This is a genomic window from Anoxybacillus sp. EFIL (genome assembly GCF_013096955.1).
Classification (GTDB): Bacteria; Bacillota; Bacilli; order Bacillales; family Anoxybacillaceae; genus Anoxybacillus; species Anoxybacillus ayderensis.
The window spans coordinates 123,397-142,476 of the sequence record NZ_SDLH01000004.1 but is presented as its reverse complement, the minus strand read 5'-3'; the positions used below and the strand labels follow the sequence as shown (position 1 = coordinate 142,476).

At 43.1% G+C, this 19,080-nt stretch carries 22 protein-coding genes; 21 read left to right on the top strand and 1 reads right to left on the bottom strand.

Features of this window, described 5'->3' with window-relative positions; genetic code table 11:
* The first annotated feature begins 36 nt into the window (after positions 1-36).
* Both lhaT and ypjB read left to right on the top strand, forming a co-directional pair.
* Positions 37-606: a lipoprotein heptaprenylglyceryl N-acetyltransferase LhaT gene (gene lhaT, locus ES017_RS08405; RefSeq protein ID WP_021094993.1), complete on the top strand. Its 570-nt coding sequence runs from the start codon at positions 37-39 to the stop codon at positions 604-606.
* A 66-nt stretch (positions 607-672) separates the two neighbouring features.
* Positions 673-1,446: a sporulation protein YpjB gene (ypjB, locus tag ES017_RS08400; protein WP_021094992.1), complete on the top strand. Its 774-nt coding sequence runs from the start codon at positions 673-675 to the stop codon at positions 1,444-1,446.
* A gap of 22 nt (positions 1,447-1,468) precedes the next feature.
* Here the strand turns inward: ypjB and ES017_RS08395 are convergent, their stop codons facing one another.
* Positions 1,469-2,329, bottom strand: a complete 861-nt coding sequence (locus tag ES017_RS08395; protein WP_035063237.1) for a YitT family protein — start codon at positions 2,327-2,329, stop codon at positions 1,469-1,471.
* 118 nt (positions 2,330-2,447) lie between these two features.
* Between ES017_RS08395 and ES017_RS08390 the strand changes: the two genes are divergently transcribed.
* The 19 genes from ES017_RS08390 to ES017_RS08300 all read left to right on the top strand — a co-directional run bounded on the left by ES017_RS08390 (position 2,448) and on the right by ES017_RS08300 (position 19,080).
* A complete protein-coding gene (locus ES017_RS08390; protein ID WP_021094990.1) occupies positions 2,448-2,780 on the top strand; it encodes a nucleotide pyrophosphohydrolase in 333 nt (110 codons plus the stop codon).
* The gene (gene dapB / locus ES017_RS08385; RefSeq protein WP_042535575.1) at positions 2,777-3,571 is read left to right on the top strand and encodes a 4-hydroxy-tetrahydrodipicolinate reductase; all 795 of its coding nucleotides are present in this window, start codon (positions 2,777-2,779) and stop codon (positions 3,569-3,571) included. Before ES017_RS08390 ends, dapB begins: the two co-directional genes overlap by 4 nt.
* 13 nt (positions 3,572-3,584) lie before the next feature.
* Positions 3,585-3,992, top strand: a complete 408-nt coding sequence (gene mgsA / locus ES017_RS08380) for a methylglyoxal synthase (protein ID WP_042535577.1) — start codon at positions 3,585-3,587, stop codon at positions 3,990-3,992.
* Positions 3,992-4,684 carry a bacillithiol biosynthesis deacetylase BshB1 gene (gene bshB1 / locus ES017_RS08375; protein WP_167333731.1) on the top strand — a complete coding sequence of 231 codons (693 nt, stop codon included), beginning with the start codon at positions 3,992-3,994 and terminating at the stop codon, positions 4,682-4,684. The genes mgsA and bshB1 overlap by 1 nt, the downstream gene beginning before the upstream one ends.
* A complete protein-coding gene (bshA, locus tag ES017_RS08370; RefSeq protein ID WP_021094988.1) occupies positions 4,681-5,811 on the top strand; it encodes an N-acetyl-alpha-D-glucosaminyl L-malate synthase BshA in 1,131 nt (376 codons plus the stop codon). The genes bshB1 and bshA overlap by 4 nt, the downstream gene beginning before the upstream one ends.
* Positions 5,811-7,004: a CCA tRNA nucleotidyltransferase gene (locus tag ES017_RS08365; RefSeq protein ID WP_035063236.1), complete on the top strand. Its 1,194-nt coding sequence runs from the start codon at positions 5,811-5,813 to the stop codon at positions 7,002-7,004. The genes bshA and ES017_RS08365 overlap by 1 nt, the downstream gene beginning before the upstream one ends.
* Positions 6,974-7,954: a bifunctional biotin--[acetyl-CoA-carboxylase] synthetase/biotin operon repressor gene (locus tag ES017_RS08360; RefSeq protein WP_021094986.1), complete on the top strand. Its 981-nt coding sequence runs from the start codon at positions 6,974-6,976 to the stop codon at positions 7,952-7,954. Before ES017_RS08365 ends, ES017_RS08360 begins: the two co-directional genes overlap by 31 nt.
* Before the next feature lie 225 nt (positions 7,955-8,179).
* Positions 8,180-9,010: a 3-methyl-2-oxobutanoate hydroxymethyltransferase gene (gene panB, locus ES017_RS08355; protein ID WP_021094985.1), complete on the top strand. Its 831-nt coding sequence runs from the start codon at positions 8,180-8,182 to the stop codon at positions 9,008-9,010.
* Position 9,011: 1 nt separating this feature from the next.
* On the top strand, positions 9,012-9,860 hold the full coding sequence (panC, locus tag ES017_RS08350; protein ID WP_021094984.1) for a pantoate--beta-alanine ligase: 849 nt from the start codon (positions 9,012-9,014) through the stop codon (positions 9,858-9,860).
* 12 nt (positions 9,861-9,872) lie between these two features.
* A complete protein-coding gene (gene panD / locus ES017_RS08345; RefSeq protein WP_009373643.1) occupies positions 9,873-10,256 on the top strand; it encodes an aspartate 1-decarboxylase in 384 nt (127 codons plus the stop codon).
* A 51-nt stretch (positions 10,257-10,307) separates the two neighbouring features.
* On the top strand, positions 10,308-12,953 hold the full coding sequence (gene dinG / locus ES017_RS08340; protein ID WP_021094983.1) for an ATP-dependent DNA helicase DinG: 2,646 nt from the start codon (positions 10,308-10,310) through the stop codon (positions 12,951-12,953).
* Positions 12,954-13,006: 53 nt separating this feature from the next.
* A complete protein-coding gene (locus ES017_RS08335; RefSeq protein WP_021094982.1) occupies positions 13,007-13,747 on the top strand; it encodes a ComEC/Rec2 family competence protein in 741 nt (246 codons plus the stop codon).
* A gap of 184 nt (positions 13,748-13,931) precedes the next feature.
* A complete protein-coding gene (locus tag ES017_RS08330) occupies positions 13,932-14,102 on the top strand; it encodes a YpmA family protein (protein WP_006319505.1) in 171 nt (56 codons plus the stop codon).
* 6 nt (positions 14,103-14,108) lie between these two features.
* Entirely contained in the window at positions 14,109-14,597 is a 489-nt protein-coding gene (locus ES017_RS08325; protein WP_035063233.1) for a cell wall elongation regulator TseB-like domain-containing protein, read from the top strand.
* Positions 14,594-15,781: a pyridoxal phosphate-dependent aminotransferase gene (locus tag ES017_RS08320; RefSeq protein ID WP_021094980.1), complete on the top strand. Its 1,188-nt coding sequence runs from the start codon at positions 14,594-14,596 to the stop codon at positions 15,779-15,781. The genes ES017_RS08325 and ES017_RS08320 overlap by 4 nt, the downstream gene beginning before the upstream one ends.
* A 111-nt stretch (positions 15,782-15,892) precedes the next feature.
* Positions 15,893-17,185, top strand: coding sequence for an asparagine--tRNA ligase (asnS, locus tag ES017_RS08315; RefSeq protein ID WP_021094979.1), 1,293 nt, complete (start codon positions 15,893-15,895; stop codon positions 17,183-17,185).
* Between the two features lie 67 nt (positions 17,186-17,252).
* Positions 17,253-17,924, top strand: a complete 672-nt coding sequence (locus ES017_RS08310) for a DnaD domain-containing protein (protein ID WP_021094978.1) — start codon at positions 17,253-17,255, stop codon at positions 17,922-17,924.
* A 13-nt stretch (positions 17,925-17,937) separates the two neighbouring features.
* Complete coding sequence (gene nth, locus ES017_RS08305) at positions 17,938-18,588, top strand: endonuclease III (protein WP_021094977.1); 651 nt, start codon at positions 17,938-17,940, stop codon at positions 18,586-18,588.
* Complete coding sequence (locus tag ES017_RS08300; protein ID WP_021094976.1) at positions 18,589-19,080, top strand: YpoC family protein; 492 nt, start codon at positions 18,589-18,591, stop codon at positions 19,078-19,080.

Below are 19,080 nucleotides of genomic sequence, written 5' to 3'. Positions count from 1 at the left end.
TCAGTCAGCTTTTTTGTACATACGGGAGGTCAATATATGCTACACATACGTACTTTGTTAATGCATCGTTCGTTTCTTATGCTTTTGTTGATCGTGAATGTCATTGGGACGATTTACGGTTACATATGGTACGGACCACAATTGTCGGAAACGCCAACGATCTTTCTTCCGTTTGTTCCAGATAGTCCGACAGCGAGCTTATTTTTCGTATTTGTTTTAATGGCATGGCTTCGTCATACGCATTGGCCGTTTATGGAAGCGTTAGCCGTTGTAACGCTTGTGAAATATGGCATTTGGGCTGTTGTGATGAATATGCTTGTATTTGTTGTGACCGGGCAACTCGGTTGGGCAGGATGGATGCTCGTTATATCGCACGGGGCGATGGCGGTGCAAGCGTTGTTGTATGCTCCACACTATCGAATGTCGTTCGTTCATGTTGTTGTCGCAGCGATTTGGACGTTGCATAACGACGTCATCGATTACGTGTTTGGCATGATGCCACAATATCATATGTTAGCGCAATATACGTTACAAATTGGCTATTTTACGTTTTGGCTCAGCATCGTTTCGATTGCTGTGGCTTACATTTTTTCACGTCGGCGATAAATCATGGTCTATGTCTCTTTTTACGGTCATATATTCAATAGTAAGATCGTAAGGAGGGACAAGGAGATGCGCATTCGACTCGTCGTGATGTTTATCATCATTTATTTATTTCCGTATACAGTATATGCAACCGGTCATGAATGGGACAAACTAGATCAAATTTCTGACGAAGCGCTTCAGCTAACAAAAAATGACCGCTTGCAAGAAGCAAAGCAGTTATTGGAATACTTTGAACAACAATTCACTTTATTTCGTGAAGATATTCATTCGATGGATGTCATATATGTGTTAACAGCTACACACGAAGAAGCGTTGAAAGCGGTCACGGCATCAAGTGTACCGATGGAACAACGAATTAACCAATTGACGCAATTTCGGCTTGCGGTGGATGCTGTTCACGCCAAACATCAACCGCTTTGGAAAGAAATGAAAGACGCTGTCATGTCCGCGTTTGACAAGATGAAGCAAGCGATGGAGCGAGAAGACGAGCAATCGTTTCAACAGGCGTTTCATCAATTTTTACAACGGTACCAACTCATTGAACCGAGCGTGAAAATTAACGCTGATCGTGAACAAGTACAACGTGTATCTGCCCATATTTCCCTTTTGGAAGCACCCGCTTTTCGTCAACTGCATGCAACGGAGCGAATGAAAGAGTTGCGGCAAATGGAAGAAGATTTGCAAGCGTTGTTTGCGGATGGAAAAAAAGAAACGGCACTTCCTTCACTTTGGTGGGTGATGACGTCGATCGGTGGCATGATCGTGATGACGTTAACGTATGTAGGGTGGCGAAAATACCGTGGTGAAAAAGAACGAAAAATGGTAAGGGATAAACAATAAAAGCGTCCAACGTCGGACGCTTTTATTCATGTAGCGGTTGTTTATTTTCATCTAACGTAAATCCTTCTCCATGCACATCATGCACATCGCTAATCGCAACGAATGCATACGGGTCGACGGACGTAATAATTGATTTTAAACGCGATAATTCGTTTTTCGCTACAACGCAATATAAAACATCGCGCTCGCGTTTTGTGTAAGAGCCGATTCCTTTTAAAATCGTAACCCCTCGTTCCATTTCTGTCATAATTTTTTCGCAAATTAAGTCGCTTTTTTCAGAAATGATCGTTGCCCCTTTTGCTGCATATGCTCCTTCTTGTAAAAAGTCGATGACGCGCGCACCGACAAACACCGCAACGAGCGTATACATCCCTTCACGATAAGGTAAATACGTAAGCAACGAGAGAAAAATGACGCACGAGTCAAATAGAAACATCGTTTTTCCCATACTAATGCCTTTATATTTATAAACGAGTCGAGCAATAATATCGACACCACCTGTTGTTCCTCCGTAGCGGAAAATAATACCGAGACCGACTCCGATAAATACCCCTGCAAACAACGCAGCTAACGTGAGATCGTTATTTAACGGAATGTGAAATCCGTATCGTTGAAAAATCCAAAGAAAGACAGATAAACTAACCGTTCCGAGAATCGTATAAAAAAACGTCGTTCGCCCGAGCAATTTCCAACCGATAAAAAAGAGAGGAATATTTAACACTAAGTTCGAAATCGAAGGATCGATCCCGAACAAAAAGTATAAAAGAAGCGTAATTCCTGTAAACCCGCCTTCCGCTAATTTATTTTCCATATTGAAATGGACAAGTCCAAACGCAAAAATGGCCGAACCTAGTAAAATAAATGCTACGTTTTTTAGCTTCATTAACTTCACCCCTTGAATATGACTGCGTTTTTTATTATAGAGGAATGTCAGCATACCCGTCAAAAACATTTGTCAAATGTCCCACTTTTGGCTAACATGAATGTAAGAGGTGATCGCAATGGAGAAAACGATGCGGCAACTACAACAAGAAGTCGATGCATACATCGGACAGTTTAAAGAAGGGTATTTTAGTCCGCTGGCGATGCTCGCTCGTTTAACAGAAGAATTGGGGGAGCTCGCTCGTGAAGTCAACCATTATTATGGGGAAAAACCAAAAAAGAAAACGGAACAAGAAAAAACGATTCAAGAAGAACTAGGCGATTTATTGTTTGTACTTATATGCATGGCGAATTCGTTACATATCGATTTACAAGAGGCACATGATGCAGTCATGCATAAATTTCAAACGCGAGATCGCGATCGTTGGACAAGAAAGGAAGAGGAACGATGATTCGAATTGTCATTGCTGGACCACGTGGACGAATGGGACGGGAGGCTGTTTCTCTCGTTCATCATACAGAACATTTTCAACTCGTGGCAGTTGTAGATCGAATGAATGAAGGAAAAACGTTAGCGGAACTTGACGGCTTTCCTGCGATAGAGGCGCCGATTTTTACCGATTTAGAACGGTGCTTGCAAACGGTGCAAGCGGATGTAGTGATCGATTTAACGACGCCAGAAGTCGGAAAACTTCATACAGAAATCGCATTGCGCTATGGTGTTCGGCCTGTTGTTGGTACGACGGGATTTACAGAAGATGATATCGCACGTTTAACACAAGTTGCTGAAGAGAAAAAAATAGGTGCAATCATTGCGCCAAACTTTGCTATCGGTGCCATTTTAATGATGAAATTTGCACAAATGGCGGCCAAATATTTTCCTCACGTGGAAATCATTGAACTTCATCACGATCAAAAGCTTGATGCCCCATCAGGGACAGCGTTAAAAACGGCCCAGCTCATTCAACAAGTGCGTTCTTCATTCATGCAAGGGCATCCAGCTGAGAAAGAGACGATTGAAGGTGCCCGCGGTGCATTATATGACGGCATGCGCATTCATAGCGTTCGCTTGCCGGGGCTTGTGGCGCATCAAGAAGTCATTTTTGGTGGCGATGGACAGACGCTTACGATTCGTCACGATTCGTTTAACCGCGCGTCATTTATGTCAGGCGTTCGCTTTGCTGTTGAAACGGTGATGAAGCTAGAAACGCTCGTATATGGATTAGAGCATTTAATTGAATAAGGAGGCGAGGACAATGAAAATTGCATTAATTGCGCACGACAAGAAAAAAGAAGACATGGTACAATTTGTGACAGCTTATCAACATATTTTAGCGGAACATGAGTTATATGCGACAGGTACGACAGGATTGCGTATTCAAGAGGCGACCGGTCTTTCTGTTCACCGTTTTCAATCTGGCCCGCTTGGCGGCGATCAACAAATTGGTGCGATGATTGCAAATAACGATATGGATATGGTTATTTTTTTTCGCGATCCGTTGACTGCCCAACCACATGAACCAGATGTGAGCGCGCTCATTCGCCTTTGTGACGTGTATGCCATTCCGTTAGCGACGAACATGGGAACAGCTGAGGTGCTCATACACGGTTTAGAGCGTGGCGATTTTGCATGGCGAAATATTGTGAAGAGAGGAAAACAATAATGCATATGTTAGCGTTTGGCGCCCATCCGGACGACGTAGAGATCGGAATGGGTGGGACGATTGCGAAATACGCCCAACAAGGATATGACATCGGCATATGCGATTTGACGCTAGCAGAACTTTCATCGAACGGAACCGTACATATTCGGCAACAAGAGGCGAAGCGGGCAGCCGACATTCTCGGCGTTCGCACGCGCATACAGCTAAAACTTCCTGATCGAGGATTAACGATCCAAAAGGAGCATATTGATCCGATCGTGACTGTCATTCGTACGTATCGGCCGCGCATCGTATTTGCACCATATTGGGAAGATCGCCATCCCGATCATGGACAATGTGCGAAGTTAGTGGAAGAAGCGGTGTTTTCAGCCGCTATTCGCCGTTACGGAGAACTTCCCCCTCATCGCGTGCAAGCGGTTTATTTTTATATGATTAACGGATTTCATCGCCCTCATTTTGTCGTTGATATTAGCGATACGATCGACAAAAAATTGGCGAGTTTACGAGCATATGAAAGCCAGTTTGAACGAATGAGCGGTTCAGTTGACACACCGTTAACAAACGGCTATATTGAAACCGTTGAAAGCCGCGAGCGATTGTTCGGAAAAGAAGTTGGTGTTTCGTTTGCGGAAGGATTTATTTCAAAAAAACCACTTATACTTGCACATGACTTGTTAGGGGAAGAACGATGAAACTGAAAATAGGAATTGTTTGTTATCCGTCAGTCGGCGGCTCTGGAGTCGTTGCGACGGAATTAGGAAAAATGCTTGCCGAACGCGGTCATGATATTCATTTTATTTCTTCAAGCATTCCGTTTCGGCTAAATAAAGTGTATCCAAACATTTATTATCATGAAGTGACAGTCAATCAGTATTCTGTATTTCAATATCCGCCATACGATTTAGCGTTGGCGAGCAAAATCGCGGAAGTGGCAAAGCGGGAGCAGCTAGATATTATTCATGCACATTACGCTGTTCCGCACGCCCTTTGCGCCTTTTTAGCAAAACAAATGGTCGGCGACCATTTGAAAATTGTGACGACGCTACACGGGACAGATATTACCGTTCTTGGATACGACCCGTCATTAAGCGACTTAATTAAATTTGGCATTGAACAATCAGATGTTGTAACGGCGGTATCGAATGCGTTAGCGATTCAAACGTATGAGCTACTTGACGTACAAAAGCCAATTCAAACGGTGTACAACTTCGTTGATGAACGTGTATACAGCAAACAGCGAAATGATGAACTTCGTCGTCAATACGGCATCGCCCCGCATGAAAAAGTGATCATTCACGTTTCGAATTTTCGTAAAGTGAAGCGGGTATGCGATGTCGTTCGCACGTTTGCGCTCGTCGTGAAACAAGTCCCTGCGAAATTGCTTCTTGTCGGCGATGGACCGGAAATGACGGTCGTTTGTCGCCTTGTAAAAGAATTAAAACTATGCGATCACGTTCGTTTTTTAGGAAAACAAGAAAACTTAGCGGAGTTATATTCAATGAGCGATGTAAAATTGTTATTGTCAGAAAAAGAAAGTTTCGGTCTCGTCTTGCTTGAAGCGATGGCTTGTCGCGTTCCTTGTGTAGGAACTGCGATTGGCGGCATTCCTGAAGTGATTGAAGATGGAAAAAACGGCTTTTTATGTGCGCTCGGTGATATAAACGAAGCGGCGCATCACACGGTTCGCTTATTGACGGATGAAGATCTTCGGGAAACGATGGGACAAAAGGCGTATGAAACGGTGTATGAAAAATTTTATTCCGAGCGAATTGTGGCACAATATGAACACATTTATTTTCAACTTAAAGGGGATGAATGATGAACGAACAATTTCAACAGGCGCTTTCTGTCATTGAAACATTAAAACGTCACGGGCATGAAGCGTATTTTGTCGGCGGCGCAGTTCGTGACTACATATTGCAAAGACCAATCGGAGATATTGATATTGCGACATCCGCCCACCCGCAAGAAGTGATGGCCATCTTCCCGAAAACCGTCCCCGTTGGTATTGCTCACGGAACAGTGATGGTCATTGAGCGCGGCATTTCATATGAAGTGACGACATTTCGAAAAGAGGGGCGTTACGAAGATTATCGAAGACCGAAAGACGTCACGTTTGTTCGTTCTCTTTATGAAGATTTGCAGCGACGGGATTTTACGATGAACGCCATTGCGATGAATGAACACGGTGAGATGATCGATCCGTTTGGCGGAATCGAAGCGTTAAAACGACGCATCATCGAAACAGTTGGCGATGCCGCAGAGCGATTTAACGAAGATGCGTTGCGAATGATGCGCGCGCTTCGATTTGTTAGTCAGCTGGGCTTTTCTTTATCAACAGGGACAAAACAAGCGATCATGCAATACGGTCATTTATTACAACATATTGCAGTTGAGCGCATAGCGGTTGAATTCGAAAAGTTGTTGCTCGGCCCGTTCATGTCTAAAGCGATCGAGCTTTTAATGGAAACGAATTTATTTTTGTACTTGCCTGAGCTTGCGACAAAAAAAGGAGAGCTTGCTCAACTCGGTGCTTCTTCACTTGTGCCAGCTCATCGCATTGAAGCGTGGGCGCGATTAGCATTTGTCGTCCATTTTGACAACCAACAATTGAAAAAATGGAAATTGCCAAACCACCTCATTCGCGACGTTTCGATTTGTTTAAAAGCGCTCGAACATATTCGTTCTCTTGCGGATTGGACAATCGATGCACTGTATGAGTACGGACCGTACATTCCGCATATCGAGCGTACACGCGCAGCGCTTTATGGTGACGAACCGCATGTGTCTCTGTTAATGAAACAGTGGGAAGCGTTGCCGATTCGTGATCGGAAAGAGCTTGCGATCAACGGTCACGATTTGCTTGCGTTATTCGAAAGAAAATCCGGTCCGTGGTTAGCTGAAATGATTGAAAATATCGAGCGTGCCGTACTGCATCGTCAAGTGGAAAACGAGAAAGAGAAGTTAAAGGAGTGGGCGGTGTGCAATCAGAGACGAGAAAACAACTATTGAAACTATTTACAGAAGCAGGCGAGTCATTTTTATCGGGACAAAAAATTAGCGAGCTGCTCGGTTGCTCACGAACAGCAGTTTGGAAACATATTGAAGACTTAAGAAAAGAAGGGTTTGAGGTCGAAGCTGTTCGAAGGCTCGGCTATCGCCTAAAACAAATGCCTGACAAACTGAACGCGAATGAATTACAACTTGGGTTAAAAACGAAACGTTTTGGTTGGAACGTATACGATCAAGAAAGCGTGCCATCCACGCAACAATTAGCCCATCAACTTGCGCACGAAGGTGCCGAAGAAGGAACGATTGTCATTGCTGAGGAACAAACAGCAGGAAGAGGACGTTTAAACCGATCATGGCATTCACCGAAAGGAACAGGCATTTGGATGAGCGTCATTTTACGTCCGTCCGTTCCGCCACAACAAGCACCTCAGCTGACGCTTTTAGTTGCCGTTGCGGTTGCCCAAGCGATTCAAGAAGTAACAAGCATCGTACCAGACATTAAATGGCCAAACGATGTATTAATCAACGGGAAAAAAGTTGTGGGCATTTTAACAGAATTGCAAGCGGATCCCGATCAAGTGCGGGCGGTCATCGTCGGCATTGGCATGAACGTCAATCAAACACAATTTCCAAGCGATATTGCCTCGATTGCGACATCGCTTGCGATCGAAACAGGACGAACGTTTCATCGTCCGAAAATTGTTCAAACGTTATTGCAAAAATTAGAACAGTTATATGAACAATATTTACAGCACGGATTTTTACCAATTAAACTGTTGTGGGAAGGTTATGCGGTAACGATTGGTCAACAAATTGTAGCGCGTACGCTAAACGGAGCGATTCGCGGTGTTGCACTTGGCATTACAGATTCGGGGACATTAAAAGTACAAACAGAAGACGGAGCGATTCATTACATTTACTCAGCAGATATTGAAATAAAAAAACAGTAGGAAAATTTCGAAATATTTGTTAAAATGAAAGCGGTTGAAATTGGGCAGTATCTTTGTAAGAACTGCACCACGCATGGACGATACGTTGAAAATGATTTCTGCCTTGATCCGATGAAGCGGACGGGGACAGAGGGATGGAGCGAAACAAAAAGTCCTTCTTTCTCGATGTTGGCAGAAAGAAGGCTTTTTTTGTCCATTTCCTCTGCATATGAGAGGAGGATGTATATGAAAACAAAATTAGATTTTCTTCGCATGAAAAAAAATCACGAGCCAATCGTTATGCTGACGGCTTACGATTATCCGTCAGCCAAGCTTGCTGAAGCGGCCGGTGTTGATATGATTTTAGTTGGCGACTCGCTCGGCATGGTCGTATTAGGATACGACTCAACGATCCCTGTAACAGTTGAAGATATGATTCATCATACGAAAGCTGTTCGACGTGGTGCACCGAATACGTTTATCGTCACAGACATGCCTTTTATGTCTTATAGTACGGTGAACGACGCTTTGCAACATGCAAAAGCGATCATGCAACAATCCGGTGCAAATGCTGTAAAAGTAGAAGGAGCAGGTTCCGTATTGCAAGTCATTTCTGCTTTAACAGAAATGGGCGTTCCTGTTGTTGCCCATCTCGGCTTAACGCCACAATCGGTCGGCGTATTAGGAGGATATAAAGTGCAAGGAAAAGATGCCGAAAGTGCAAAGCGTCTTTTAGAAGAAGCGAAAGCGTGTGAGCAAGCAGGAGCGATCGCGCTCGTGTTAGAATGTGTGCCGAAACAACTTGGAGAGGCGATCACGAAACAACTAACGATTCCGACGATTGGCATTGGAGCGGGAGTTGGTACTGACGGACAAGTGCTCGTTTATCACGATGTGCTTGGATATGGTGTAGACCGTGTGCCAAAGTTTGTTAAACAATATGCGAACGTTCAACAAACGATGCAACAAGCGCTTGCCGAGTATGTTGCTGACGTCAAAACACGTCAATTCCCGAGCGATGAACAATCATTTACGATGAACGAGCAACAATGGATTGCATTGTATGGAGGGAAATAAGGTGGTTATCATTGAAAAAATTAAGCAAATGCAAGCGCATATCATTGCTGAACGACAAAAAGGAAAAACAATCGGTTTTGTACCGACGATGGGTTATTTACATGAAGGGCATGTCGCATTATTAAAACGAGCACGCCAAGAAAATGACATCGTTGTTTTAAGTATTTTTGTCAATCCGCTCCAATTCGGACCAAATGAAGACTTTGATCGTTATCCGCGCGATTTTGAACGCGATTGTGAAATGGCTAAACAGGCAGGTGTCGACATTGTTTTTTATCCATCCGTCGATGAAATGTACCCACACGAGCCATCTGTGACGGTGAAAGTGCATGAGCGCGTCGATGTGCTTTGTGGAAAATCGCGCCCAGGTCATTTTGATGGTGTTGCGACGGTTGTGACGAAACTATTTCATATTGTCATGCCACATCGCGCCTATTTCGGAATGAAAGATGCACAACAAGTCGCTGTGATCGATGGGCTTATTCGGGATTTTCATTTTCCGATTGAGTTAATTGTCGTTCCGACCGTTCGTGAAGAGGACGGACTTGCTAAAAGCTCGCGCAACGTATATTTAAGCGAGCGTGAGCGACAAGAAGCCCCTGCATTATATGCTGCTTTACAAAAAGGAAAAGCATGCATCGAAGCTGGGGAACGCAACGTAGAGAAGGTACGACAAGCCATTGTGCATCATATCGAACAACATACAAGCGGTGTGATTGATTATGTTGAAATGTATTCGTATCCTGAATTAAAGCCAATTCAAACGTTGCAAGGAAATATCATTATTGCGCTCGCTGTGCGGTTTACAAACGCTCGTTTGATTGATAATATCGTTATGAACGTACAATAAGGGGGAAACATCATGTTTCGCACATTAATGAACGCTAAAATTCACCGTGCTCGCGTGACAGAAGCGAATTTAAACTATGTTGGCAGCATTACGATCGATGAAGATATTTTAGATGCAGTCGGCATGGTTCCAAATGAAAAAGTGCAAATTGTAAATAACAATAACGGTGCACGATTTGAAACATATATTATTCCAGGCGAAAGAGGGAGCGGCGTGTTTTGTTTGAACGGGGCAGCAGCTCGTCTCGTTCAAAAAGACGATGTCATTATCGTCATTTCATATGTGCTCGTACCAGAAGAAAAAGTCGCTTCACACCGTCCGAAAATCGCGATTATGGACGAGCATAATCGCATTAAAGAGCTTATTGTTCAAGAGCCGGCGGCGACCGTTTTATAACGGGAGCCATGCCGCCTCTTTTTGTTTGTTATACATGTGAGGTGGAGAAATATGAATGATCGCTTTGTCGTCGTCGATATTGAAACGACAGGAAATGCCCCGAAAAAAGAAGATCGTATCATTCAAATTGGTTTTGTCGTCATCGAGGACGGCAAAGTTAGCGAACGTTTTTCAACATTTATTCAGCCTGAGCGGGACATCCCGCCATTTATTCAACAGTTAACAGGCATTAATGATACGATGGTGCATGATGCTCCTTCGTTTCATCATATTGCACCGATGCTTGTTGAAAAATGGGAAGGAGCTTATTTTGTTGCCCATAACGTCCATTTTGATTGGGCGTTTTTGCAAGAGGAATTTATTCGTAGCGGGGTACAACCACCGACATGTCGGCTTTTAGATACGGTAGAGCTCGCACGTTTTCTCATGCCGACACAATCAAGTTATAAGCTTAGCCATTTAGCTGAATCGTTGTCGCTTGCGCACGATCGCCCACATCAAGCCGATTACGACGCGGAAGCGACTGCCCAACTTCTTCTTTTTTTACTTCACAAGCTATCTCGCTTACCGCTTGTGACATTAAAGCAATTACGCCGACATAGCCAACCGTTAAAAAGCGATTTGACCGCTCTGTTCAATCATTTCATTGCTAAAAAAGAACGCACGGTTCAACCGGATGAATCAGTCGTTGAATATGAAGGAATCGCTTTAAAAGCATGGTTTTTGCCGAAACGTGAAGAACGGAATGAACATGTTCCGTCTTTTTCACAATGGCTTGCGACAAATCCGTTTGTTGCGCCATTTGAATATCGCGACGGGCAACAGCAAATGATGATCGACGTAAACGAAGCGTTGCAAACGTGTCAACATGCGCTCATTGAAGCAGGAACAGGCGTTGGAAAAACGCTCGCTTATTTACTTCCTGCAGCGTTTTATGCAGTAACACAACAGCGCCCTGTCGTCATTAGCACACATACCCTCCAGTTGCAAAAACAAATGATTGAAAAAGAATTACCACGCGTCGCTAAGCTCGTTCCTTTTTCATTTACGACCGCGATGTTAAAAGGTAAACGAAACTATATGAGCGTGCGAAAATTTGCCCGTACGTTAAAACATGTCGATGCAAACTATGATATTGCTTTAACAAAATGTCAATTGCTCGTTTGGCTAACGGAAACGGAAACAGGAGATGTCGATGAATTAAACTTAACTGCAGGGGGAGCGCTATTTTGGGAAGAGGTGCATAGCGATGAAACAAATGAAGAACACGATTTTTTTGTGCGCGCTAAAGAAAAAGCGAAACATGCGCATGTGATTATTACAAATCACTCGTTCGTTATGCATGATTTAACAGCAGACGAAAAGTTTTTGCCGCCACACGAACAGCTTATTATCGATGAGGCACACCATTTGGAAGATGTCGCTGCTCATTTTTTCGGACGGCACGTGTCATATGAGTACGTTCGGCTATTATGGACGCGGATGAACGATATAGCCACGGTGCACCAAATGGGCGCACTTCGCTCGCTTCTTGGGGATTTAGAATATGAACTAAATCAACTGTTTCAATCTCTTCGCCATTACGTACTGCGCCGACAAAAAGGGGACGGTCGCATCCGTTACCGTTTCGTTCCTTGGAAAGAGTACGGAAAAGAATGGAGCGGAACGATAGAATTGCTTATGCGTATTATGAGCGATGTACAGCAATTGTCATATATGATGAACGATGTTCCGAAAGAAGATGTCAAACCTTTTACAACGTTTATAGACGTTTTATATACGTTACAACATTTACTCACGAGCGACGATGACGACATCGTCCGCTGGCTAGAGGTAGATACAAAAGCGGCGGTCAATGCGGTTACGGTTATTTCACAGCCGCTTGATTTAGCCCAGTTTTTTGCAGATCAACTATTTTCACGTAAGCGAAGCGTCATTTTAACGTCGGCTACGTTAACGACAAACAATCGTTTTTCATTCATGATTTCACGGCTTGGTCTCGATGATTTTTATCCGTTTACACGTACCATTCCGTCGCCATTTTCATATGAAAAACAAGCAGCGCTTATGGTTCCGACCGATTTGCCGACGTTTCCTTCCGCTACGGTTGAACAATACGCTGAGCAAGCGGCACAACAAATAATACGTATCGCTAAACATACGAAAGGACGAATGCTCGTATTATTTACGTCGTATGAGCTATTGAAACAAACGTATGCATTTGCTAAACAGCTCAATGACGAGCAATCATTTGTATTGCTTGCGCAAGGAGTGAGCGGAGGCAATGCAGCTAAATTAACACGCCATTTTCAACAGTTTGAGCAAGCCATTTTATTTGGGACAAGTAGCTTTTGGGAAGGGGTAGATCTTCCGGGAGATGAAGTGACATGCGTCGTTATCGTTCGTTTACCTTTCGCTCCACCAGACGATCCGGTCATGGCGGCAAAAAGCGATTATATTCGTTCAAAAGGGGGCAATCCATTTTACGATTTATCGTTGCCACAAGCGATTTTGCGCTTTAAACAAGGATTCGGACGATTAATTCGCACAAAAGAAGATCGCGGGATCATTTTCGTTTTAGACCAACGTTTATTAACCGCATCATACAGTAAATATTTTTTGCAATCTTTACCGCCTATCCGTGTATATCATGCGCCGCTTACGGAACTTTTACAACATGTAAATGAGTGGCTATAATTTTCCCTTCATCGGTGAAAAATAAAAGGGGTAGATGAAGGGAGTGGGCGGTTTTGCCGTGGGCGTTATTATTTTTGCTACTCAATAGTTTAATGCATCCTTCTGCGACAGGAGAGCATATTCAAAAAATTGATATGATGCTTGAAGAAGAAGAAATGGCGATCATTTTTTTGCCCCTCAGTAACGGGGAAGCGACGTTATTTAAACATGCAAGCGGAAAGACAATATTGTTCAATACAGGTGCCCCACATACAGAGCGGGAACTAAAAAGATGGTTTGAACATTTTCATATTACTGAAATTGATGAACTCATTCTCACGAGCGATGATGAAGAGTATGTGGGAAATGTAGAATGGATTGAACAAACGTACGGTCCGAAAATTGTGAATGAATGGGAAGAACAAAAAGTGTATGAGCCGTTTCCGCATTTTCGTATGCAGCCGCTCTATATTGCCCATGGGGATGTGACGATGTCTCTTCAATACGGCCAGCTTCGCCTTTTATATATGGCGCATGCTGACAATGACGTTGAACGAAAATTAATGACGATGCCACTTAGCGATGTAAACATATTGAAAATTGCACATTTTGGTTTAAATGATTATCCGCGTACCTCTTTTTTAAAACATGTCGATCCGCAAGTGGCCATCATCTTTAAAAAGCACGGAAGTTGGCCGAATGAACGATTGCTTGAACGGTTGTATGCGGCCTGGATTGATTGCTATGAAACGAGCCGTTTCGGAGTCATTGCTGTGAAATGTAATTTACACGAATATGACGTCATAACGTTTTAAAAAAAGGGCCAACGTTCGGCCCGCGGTGTGTACGATAGGAATTTTTTTATTTCAAATTGACCAATGTAGGAAACCGTTGCTACAATGAAGATGTTTATACACTAAAATCGGTGTGTAGTTGTATTGTTTCCGTTCGCGATGAACGATATAAGTAACAAAATTTGTGCACATGGAGGATCGGGTCGTGGAAAGTAAAATAGAAGTGTTAGCTACTGTAAAAGTTGAATACTCATCAGATTTATACAAAATTGTCGATTGTTTAAATCGGACGTTAAAAGAAAAAGACTTAATGTTCGGGCTCGCGCTTGATGAAGAAAATAAAGAAAAGGCCGTGTTTACGATTTATCGAACGTAAGAAGGGATGAGGGTGAAAAAAATAATCATTGCTTTCGCGTGCGTTTTGTTCGCTGCGTTATCGCTATATATTCATGCATATAGTGATGCGGTATCGTCTAAAAATGAAAGCGAGCAGCGTGCGGTGAAACAAGCCGAGAAAAAAGGAATTGTTCAAGTGACTGACGTATATACGTATCGAGGAAACGACGTATACGTCATTGTGACAGGGAAAGACGATGAAGGTGAACAATGGATCGTATGGGTGACAGAAAAAGGGAAAGTGGCTGCGATGCATCGGGCTTCAGAAGGACTGACGAAACAACAAGCGTTATCTTCCGTTAAGCCGTATCGTCCAAAAACAGTCATTTCCGTAAAATTAGGAATGGAAAAAGGGATCCCGCTTTGGGAAATTACATATATTGACGAACAAAACCGTTACTCGTTTTATTACGTTCGTTTTGAAGACGGGGCCTTTTTGAAAAGATATCATTTGACGAGGGGGAAGGATGTATGAAATTAGCGAAACGCGTCGCCGCATTAACGCCGTCATCAACGCTTGCCATTACGGCAAAAGCAAAAGAATTAAAAGCAGCAGGGCATGATGTAATTGGGCTTGGTGCTGGTGAACCAGATTTTAATACGCCTCAACATATTATGGAAGCTGCTGTAAAAGCGATGTACGACGGACATACAAAATATACGCCATCCGGTGGATTAGCAACGTTAAAACAAGAGATTATAAAAAAATTTCAACAAGATCAACAGCTCGATTATAAACCGTCAGAAATTATCGTATGTGTTGGAGCAAAACATGCGCTTTATACGCTATTTCAAGTTATTTTAGACGAAGGCGATGAAGTCATTATTCCGACGCCGTATTGGGTTAGTTATCCAGAGCAAGTCAAACTGGCAGGTGGCGTCCCTGTTTATGTGGAAGGGCTTGAACAAAACGAGTTCAAAATTACACCGGAGCAACTAAAACAGGCAATAACAAATCGGACGAAGGCGGTTATTATTAACTCGCCAAGCAACCCAACGGGCGTCATTTATACGAAAGAAGAGCTACAGGCGCTCGGTGAAGTATGCTTAGCCCACGACATTCTCATCGTTTCTGATGAAATTTATGAAAAGCTCGTTTACGGTGGACATGAACACGTTTCGATTGCGCAACTTTCACCGGAATTGAAAAAACAAACGATCATTATTAACGGTGTGTCCAAATCACATTCAATGACAGGATGGCGAATTGGTTATGCAGCAGGCGATGCTGACATCATTCGTGCGATGACAGACTTAGCAAGCCATAGCACATCGAATCCGACATCGATTGCTCAATATGCAGCAATTGCCGCATATAGCGGGCCGCAAGAGCCAGTAGAACATATGCGTCAAGCGTTTGAACAACGTTTAAACATTATTTATGATCGTCTCGTTCAAATTCCAGGGTTTTCTTGCGTGAAACCACAAGGAGCATTTTACTTGTTCCCGAATGCAAAAGAAGCGGCGACGATGACCGGATATGAAAACGTCGATGCGTTTGTCGAAGCGTTGCTTGAAGAAGCGAAAGTGGCGCTCGTGCCAGGTTCAGGTTTCGGTGCGCCAAATAACGTGCGTTTATCATATGCGACATCGCTTGATCTTCTGCATAAAGCACTCGATCGCATTGAAACGTTTATTAGTGAAAAGACGCGCGGCTAGTCGATGTGACTAGCCTTTTCTTCTGAACGCGAGATGATCTTGCGTTTTTTTGTCGAAATGTATAATATTGATGATGTACATACTAGTTGAACGTCTTTGGAGGGACTTTTTGTGAAAACGACGATTGCAGAAGTACATAAATATGTAGGTCAAGAAGTAACGATTGGGGCTTGGCTTGCGAACAAACGGTCAAGCGGAAAAATTGCCTTTTTACAATTGCGCGATGGTACAGGCTTTATTCAAGGAGTCGTGGAAAAAGCGCAAGTGAGCGAAGACGTCTTTCAAGCGGCAAGAAGCATGACGCAAGAAAGTTCGCTCTATGTCACAGGTGTTGTGCGTGAAGATGCCCGTTCACCGTTCGGATACGAGCTTTCTGTCACAAACATTGAACTCATTCATATGGCTGTTGATTATCCGATTACACCAAAAGAACATGGGATCGAGTTTTTAATGGATCACCGTCATTTATGGCTTCGTTCGAAACGTCAACATGCAATTATGAAAATTCGCAACGAAGTCATTCGGGCAACGTATGAATTTTTCAATGAAAATGGCTTCGTCAAAGTCGATCCACCCATTTTAACAGGAAGCGCGCCAGAAGGAACGACAGAATTGTTCCATACAAAATATTTTGATGAAGATGCGTACCTTTCTCAAAGTGGCCAGCTTTATATGGAAGCAGCAGCGATGGCGCTCGGCAAAGTATTTTCGTTCGGTCCGACGTTTCGTGCCGAAAAATCAAAAACGCGTCGCCATTTAATTGAGTTTTGGATGATCGAGCCGGAAATGGCGTTTTATCAGTTTGAAGACAATTTACAAGTACAAGAACAATACGTATCGCATATTGTACAGTCGGTGTTAAAACATTGTCAGCTAGAGCTAAAAACGCTCGGTCGTGATACGTCGAAATTAGAAAATGTAAAGCCGCCATTTGCGCGCATTACGTATGATGAAGCGATTCAGCTTCTTCATGAAAAAGGGTTTGACGACATTCAATGGGGCGATGACTTCGGTGCTCCACATGAAACGGCGATTGCCGAAAGTTTTGATAAACCGGTATTTATTACACATTATCCAACGACATTAAAGCCGTTTTACATGCAGCCGGATCCGAAGCGTCCTGAAGTTGTTCTTTGCGCCGATTTAATTGCTCCAGAAGGATACGGCGAAATTATCGGCGGTTCGGAGCGCATTCACGACTACGACTTATTAAAGCAACGGTTAGAAGAACATCAACTGTCGCTTGATGCATACAAATGGTATTTAGAGCTTCGTCAATACGGTTCTGTGCCGCATTCTGGTTTCGGATTAGGTCTTGAGCGGACAATTGCGTGGATTTGTGGCGTCGAACACGTTCGTGAAACGATTCCATTCCCGCGTTTATTAAATCGTTTATATCCATAATGAACAAATCCCCCGTGCTCACATGGGGGATTTGTTTTATGGTATAATAGGGCGTGAGGTGTTTGATATGAATAATGAAATGATTCGTTTTTTCCGTGAAGGAAGCATTGCCATTCCACGATTATTGTTAACGAACTATAAGACGCTTGGATTAAATGAAACAGAGTTTATGCTCCTTTTACACATTCATTCGTTTCTTGAGCAAGGCATTTCGTTTCCAACGCCAGATGAAATTGCGGCTCGAATGACGATTTCTCCAGAAATGTGCATGCAACAATTAAGAAAGCTCGTTCAAAAAGGGTTTTTAGCCATTGAAGAACAGATGGATAACCATATTCGAAGTGAATGTTATTCGCTTGATCCGCTTTGGGAAAAGCTCGTTCGCACCGTTTTTCAAGGACAAAAACAAGAGGAAGAACAAGAAGAACAACTGTACACCGTTTTCGAGCATGAGTTTGGCCGTCCGCTTTCACCGATGGAGTGTGAAACGTTAGCGATGTGGATGGATCAAGACGAGCATGATCCAACGATCATTAAAGCGGCCCTACGAGAAGCTGTATTATCTGGAAAACTAAATTTCCGTTATATTGATCGAATTTTATTTGAATGGAAAAAGAACGGCATTAAAACAATTGAACAAGCGCAGCAACATGCAAAAAAGTTTCGCAAAAACCAAGGAAAGCAAGAACAACCATATAAACCAACCGTTCCGATTTATAATTGGCTTGAACAGTCGTAGAAAGGATGGTTACATGTTAACAAAGCAACAAATTCGCTACTGTTTGGATGAGATCGCAACCATGTTTCCAAATGCGCATTGTGAGCTCGTTCATCGCAACCCGTTTGAGCTGTTAATCGCCGTCGTTTTATCAGCCCAATGTACAGATGCACTCGTCAATAAAGTGACGAAGCAACTATTTGAAAAATATAAAACACCAGAAGATTACGTGTCTGTTCCGCTAGAAGAGCTACAACAAGATATTCGTTCGATCGGTTTATATCGGAATAAAGCGAAAAACATTCAACAATTATGTCGGATATTAATTGAACAATATGATGGAAACGTGCCGCAAAGCCGCGAGGAATTAATGAAGCTTCCTGGTGTTGGGCGCAAAACAGCGAACGTTGTCGTATCTGTTGCCTTCGGCGTTCCTGCCATTGCTGTGGATACGCATGTTGAACGAGTAAGCAAACGGATCGGCATTTGCCGCTGGAAAGATTCAGTGTTAGAAGTAGAAGAAACGTTAATGCGTAAAATTCCGAAAGAAGAATGGTCGGTGACCCATCATCGCCTTATTTTTTTTGGGCGCTATCATTGTAAAGCACAATCGCCTAGGTGTGACGCATGTCCACTTCTTCATCTTTGTCGTGAAGGAAAAAAACGGATGAAAGGGAAGATGTAAATGATCGTTCCGAAAACGTTTCAACATCCGCTCTTTTTTGCGACCGATACGGTCGATATCGATACGCTTCAGCCGTTTCCGATGATGATGAAGCATGTGCCGTTTTATTATGATATAACAAATGAAGAAAAGCCGTGGCAACAAAAAGAACGCGCGCTTCCTGCCGTATTTCAGCTTTGGGAAGAAGAAAAACGTGAGCTTGCCCCGTTGTTTGCAAAACGTCAAGCGAAACAAGCAAAAGACGGGATCATTCGGGGGATAAGCTATTTTTTATGCGCACTATATTGGCTGAACGAACGCCCGATAGGAAACATATGCTGCTGGGAAGAGGAAGTCCAATCGCTTTCGCTTCGCCCGTTAAATGTCATCGATCGTCTTTCTTTTATTTTCGCTCATCCTGCTCTTCATCATTCGTTTATTCAGTTAGATGAATTATTTATCGAGCTTGCGAAACTGTTTTATAAACAAATGGTTCAACAAAAAAGAGACTGA

Bases quoted from the DNA above. Each gene is read 5' to 3' on its own strand.
- lhaT (WP_021094993.1), top strand. From the start codon at position 37: ATGCTACACATACGTACTTTGTTAATGCATCGTTCGTTTCTTATGCTT.
- ypjB (WP_021094992.1), top strand. From the start codon at position 673: ATGCGCATTCGACTCGTCGTGATGTTTATCATCATTTATTTATTTCCG.
- ES017_RS08395 (WP_035063237.1), bottom strand. From the start codon at position 2,329: ATGAAGCTAAAAAACGTAGCATTTATTTTACTAGGTTCGGCCATTTTT.
- ES017_RS08390 (WP_021094990.1), top strand. From the start codon at position 2,448: ATGGAGAAAACGATGCGGCAACTACAACAAGAAGTCGATGCATACATC.
- dapB (WP_042535575.1), top strand. From the start codon at position 2,777: ATGATTCGAATTGTCATTGCTGGACCACGTGGACGAATGGGACGGGAG.
- mgsA (WP_042535577.1), top strand. From the start codon at position 3,585: ATGAAAATTGCATTAATTGCGCACGACAAGAAAAAAGAAGACATGGTA.
- bshB1 (WP_167333731.1), top strand. From the start codon at position 3,992: ATGCATATGTTAGCGTTTGGCGCCCATCCGGACGACGTAGAGATCGGA.
- bshA (WP_021094988.1), top strand. From the start codon at position 4,681: ATGAAACTGAAAATAGGAATTGTTTGTTATCCGTCAGTCGGCGGCTCT.
- ES017_RS08365 (WP_035063236.1), top strand. From the start codon at position 5,811: ATGAACGAACAATTTCAACAGGCGCTTTCTGTCATTGAAACATTAAAA.
- panB (WP_021094985.1), top strand. From the start codon at position 8,180: ATGAAAACAAAATTAGATTTTCTTCGCATGAAAAAAAATCACGAGCCA.
- panD (WP_009373643.1), top strand. From the start codon at position 9,873: ATGTTTCGCACATTAATGAACGCTAAAATTCACCGTGCTCGCGTGACA.
- dinG (WP_021094983.1), top strand. From the start codon at position 10,308: ATGAATGATCGCTTTGTCGTCGTCGATATTGAAACGACAGGAAATGCC.
- ES017_RS08325 (WP_035063233.1), top strand. From the start codon at position 14,109: ATGAGGGTGAAAAAAATAATCATTGCTTTCGCGTGCGTTTTGTTCGCT.
- ES017_RS08320 (WP_021094980.1), top strand. From the start codon at position 14,594: ATGAAATTAGCGAAACGCGTCGCCGCATTAACGCCGTCATCAACGCTT.
- ES017_RS08310 (WP_021094978.1), top strand. From the start codon at position 17,253: ATGAATAATGAAATGATTCGTTTTTTCCGTGAAGGAAGCATTGCCATT.
- nth (WP_021094977.1), top strand. From the start codon at position 17,938: ATGTTAACAAAGCAACAAATTCGCTACTGTTTGGATGAGATCGCAACC.
- ES017_RS08300 (WP_021094976.1), top strand. From the start codon at position 18,589: ATGATCGTTCCGAAAACGTTTCAACATCCGCTCTTTTTTGCGACCGAT.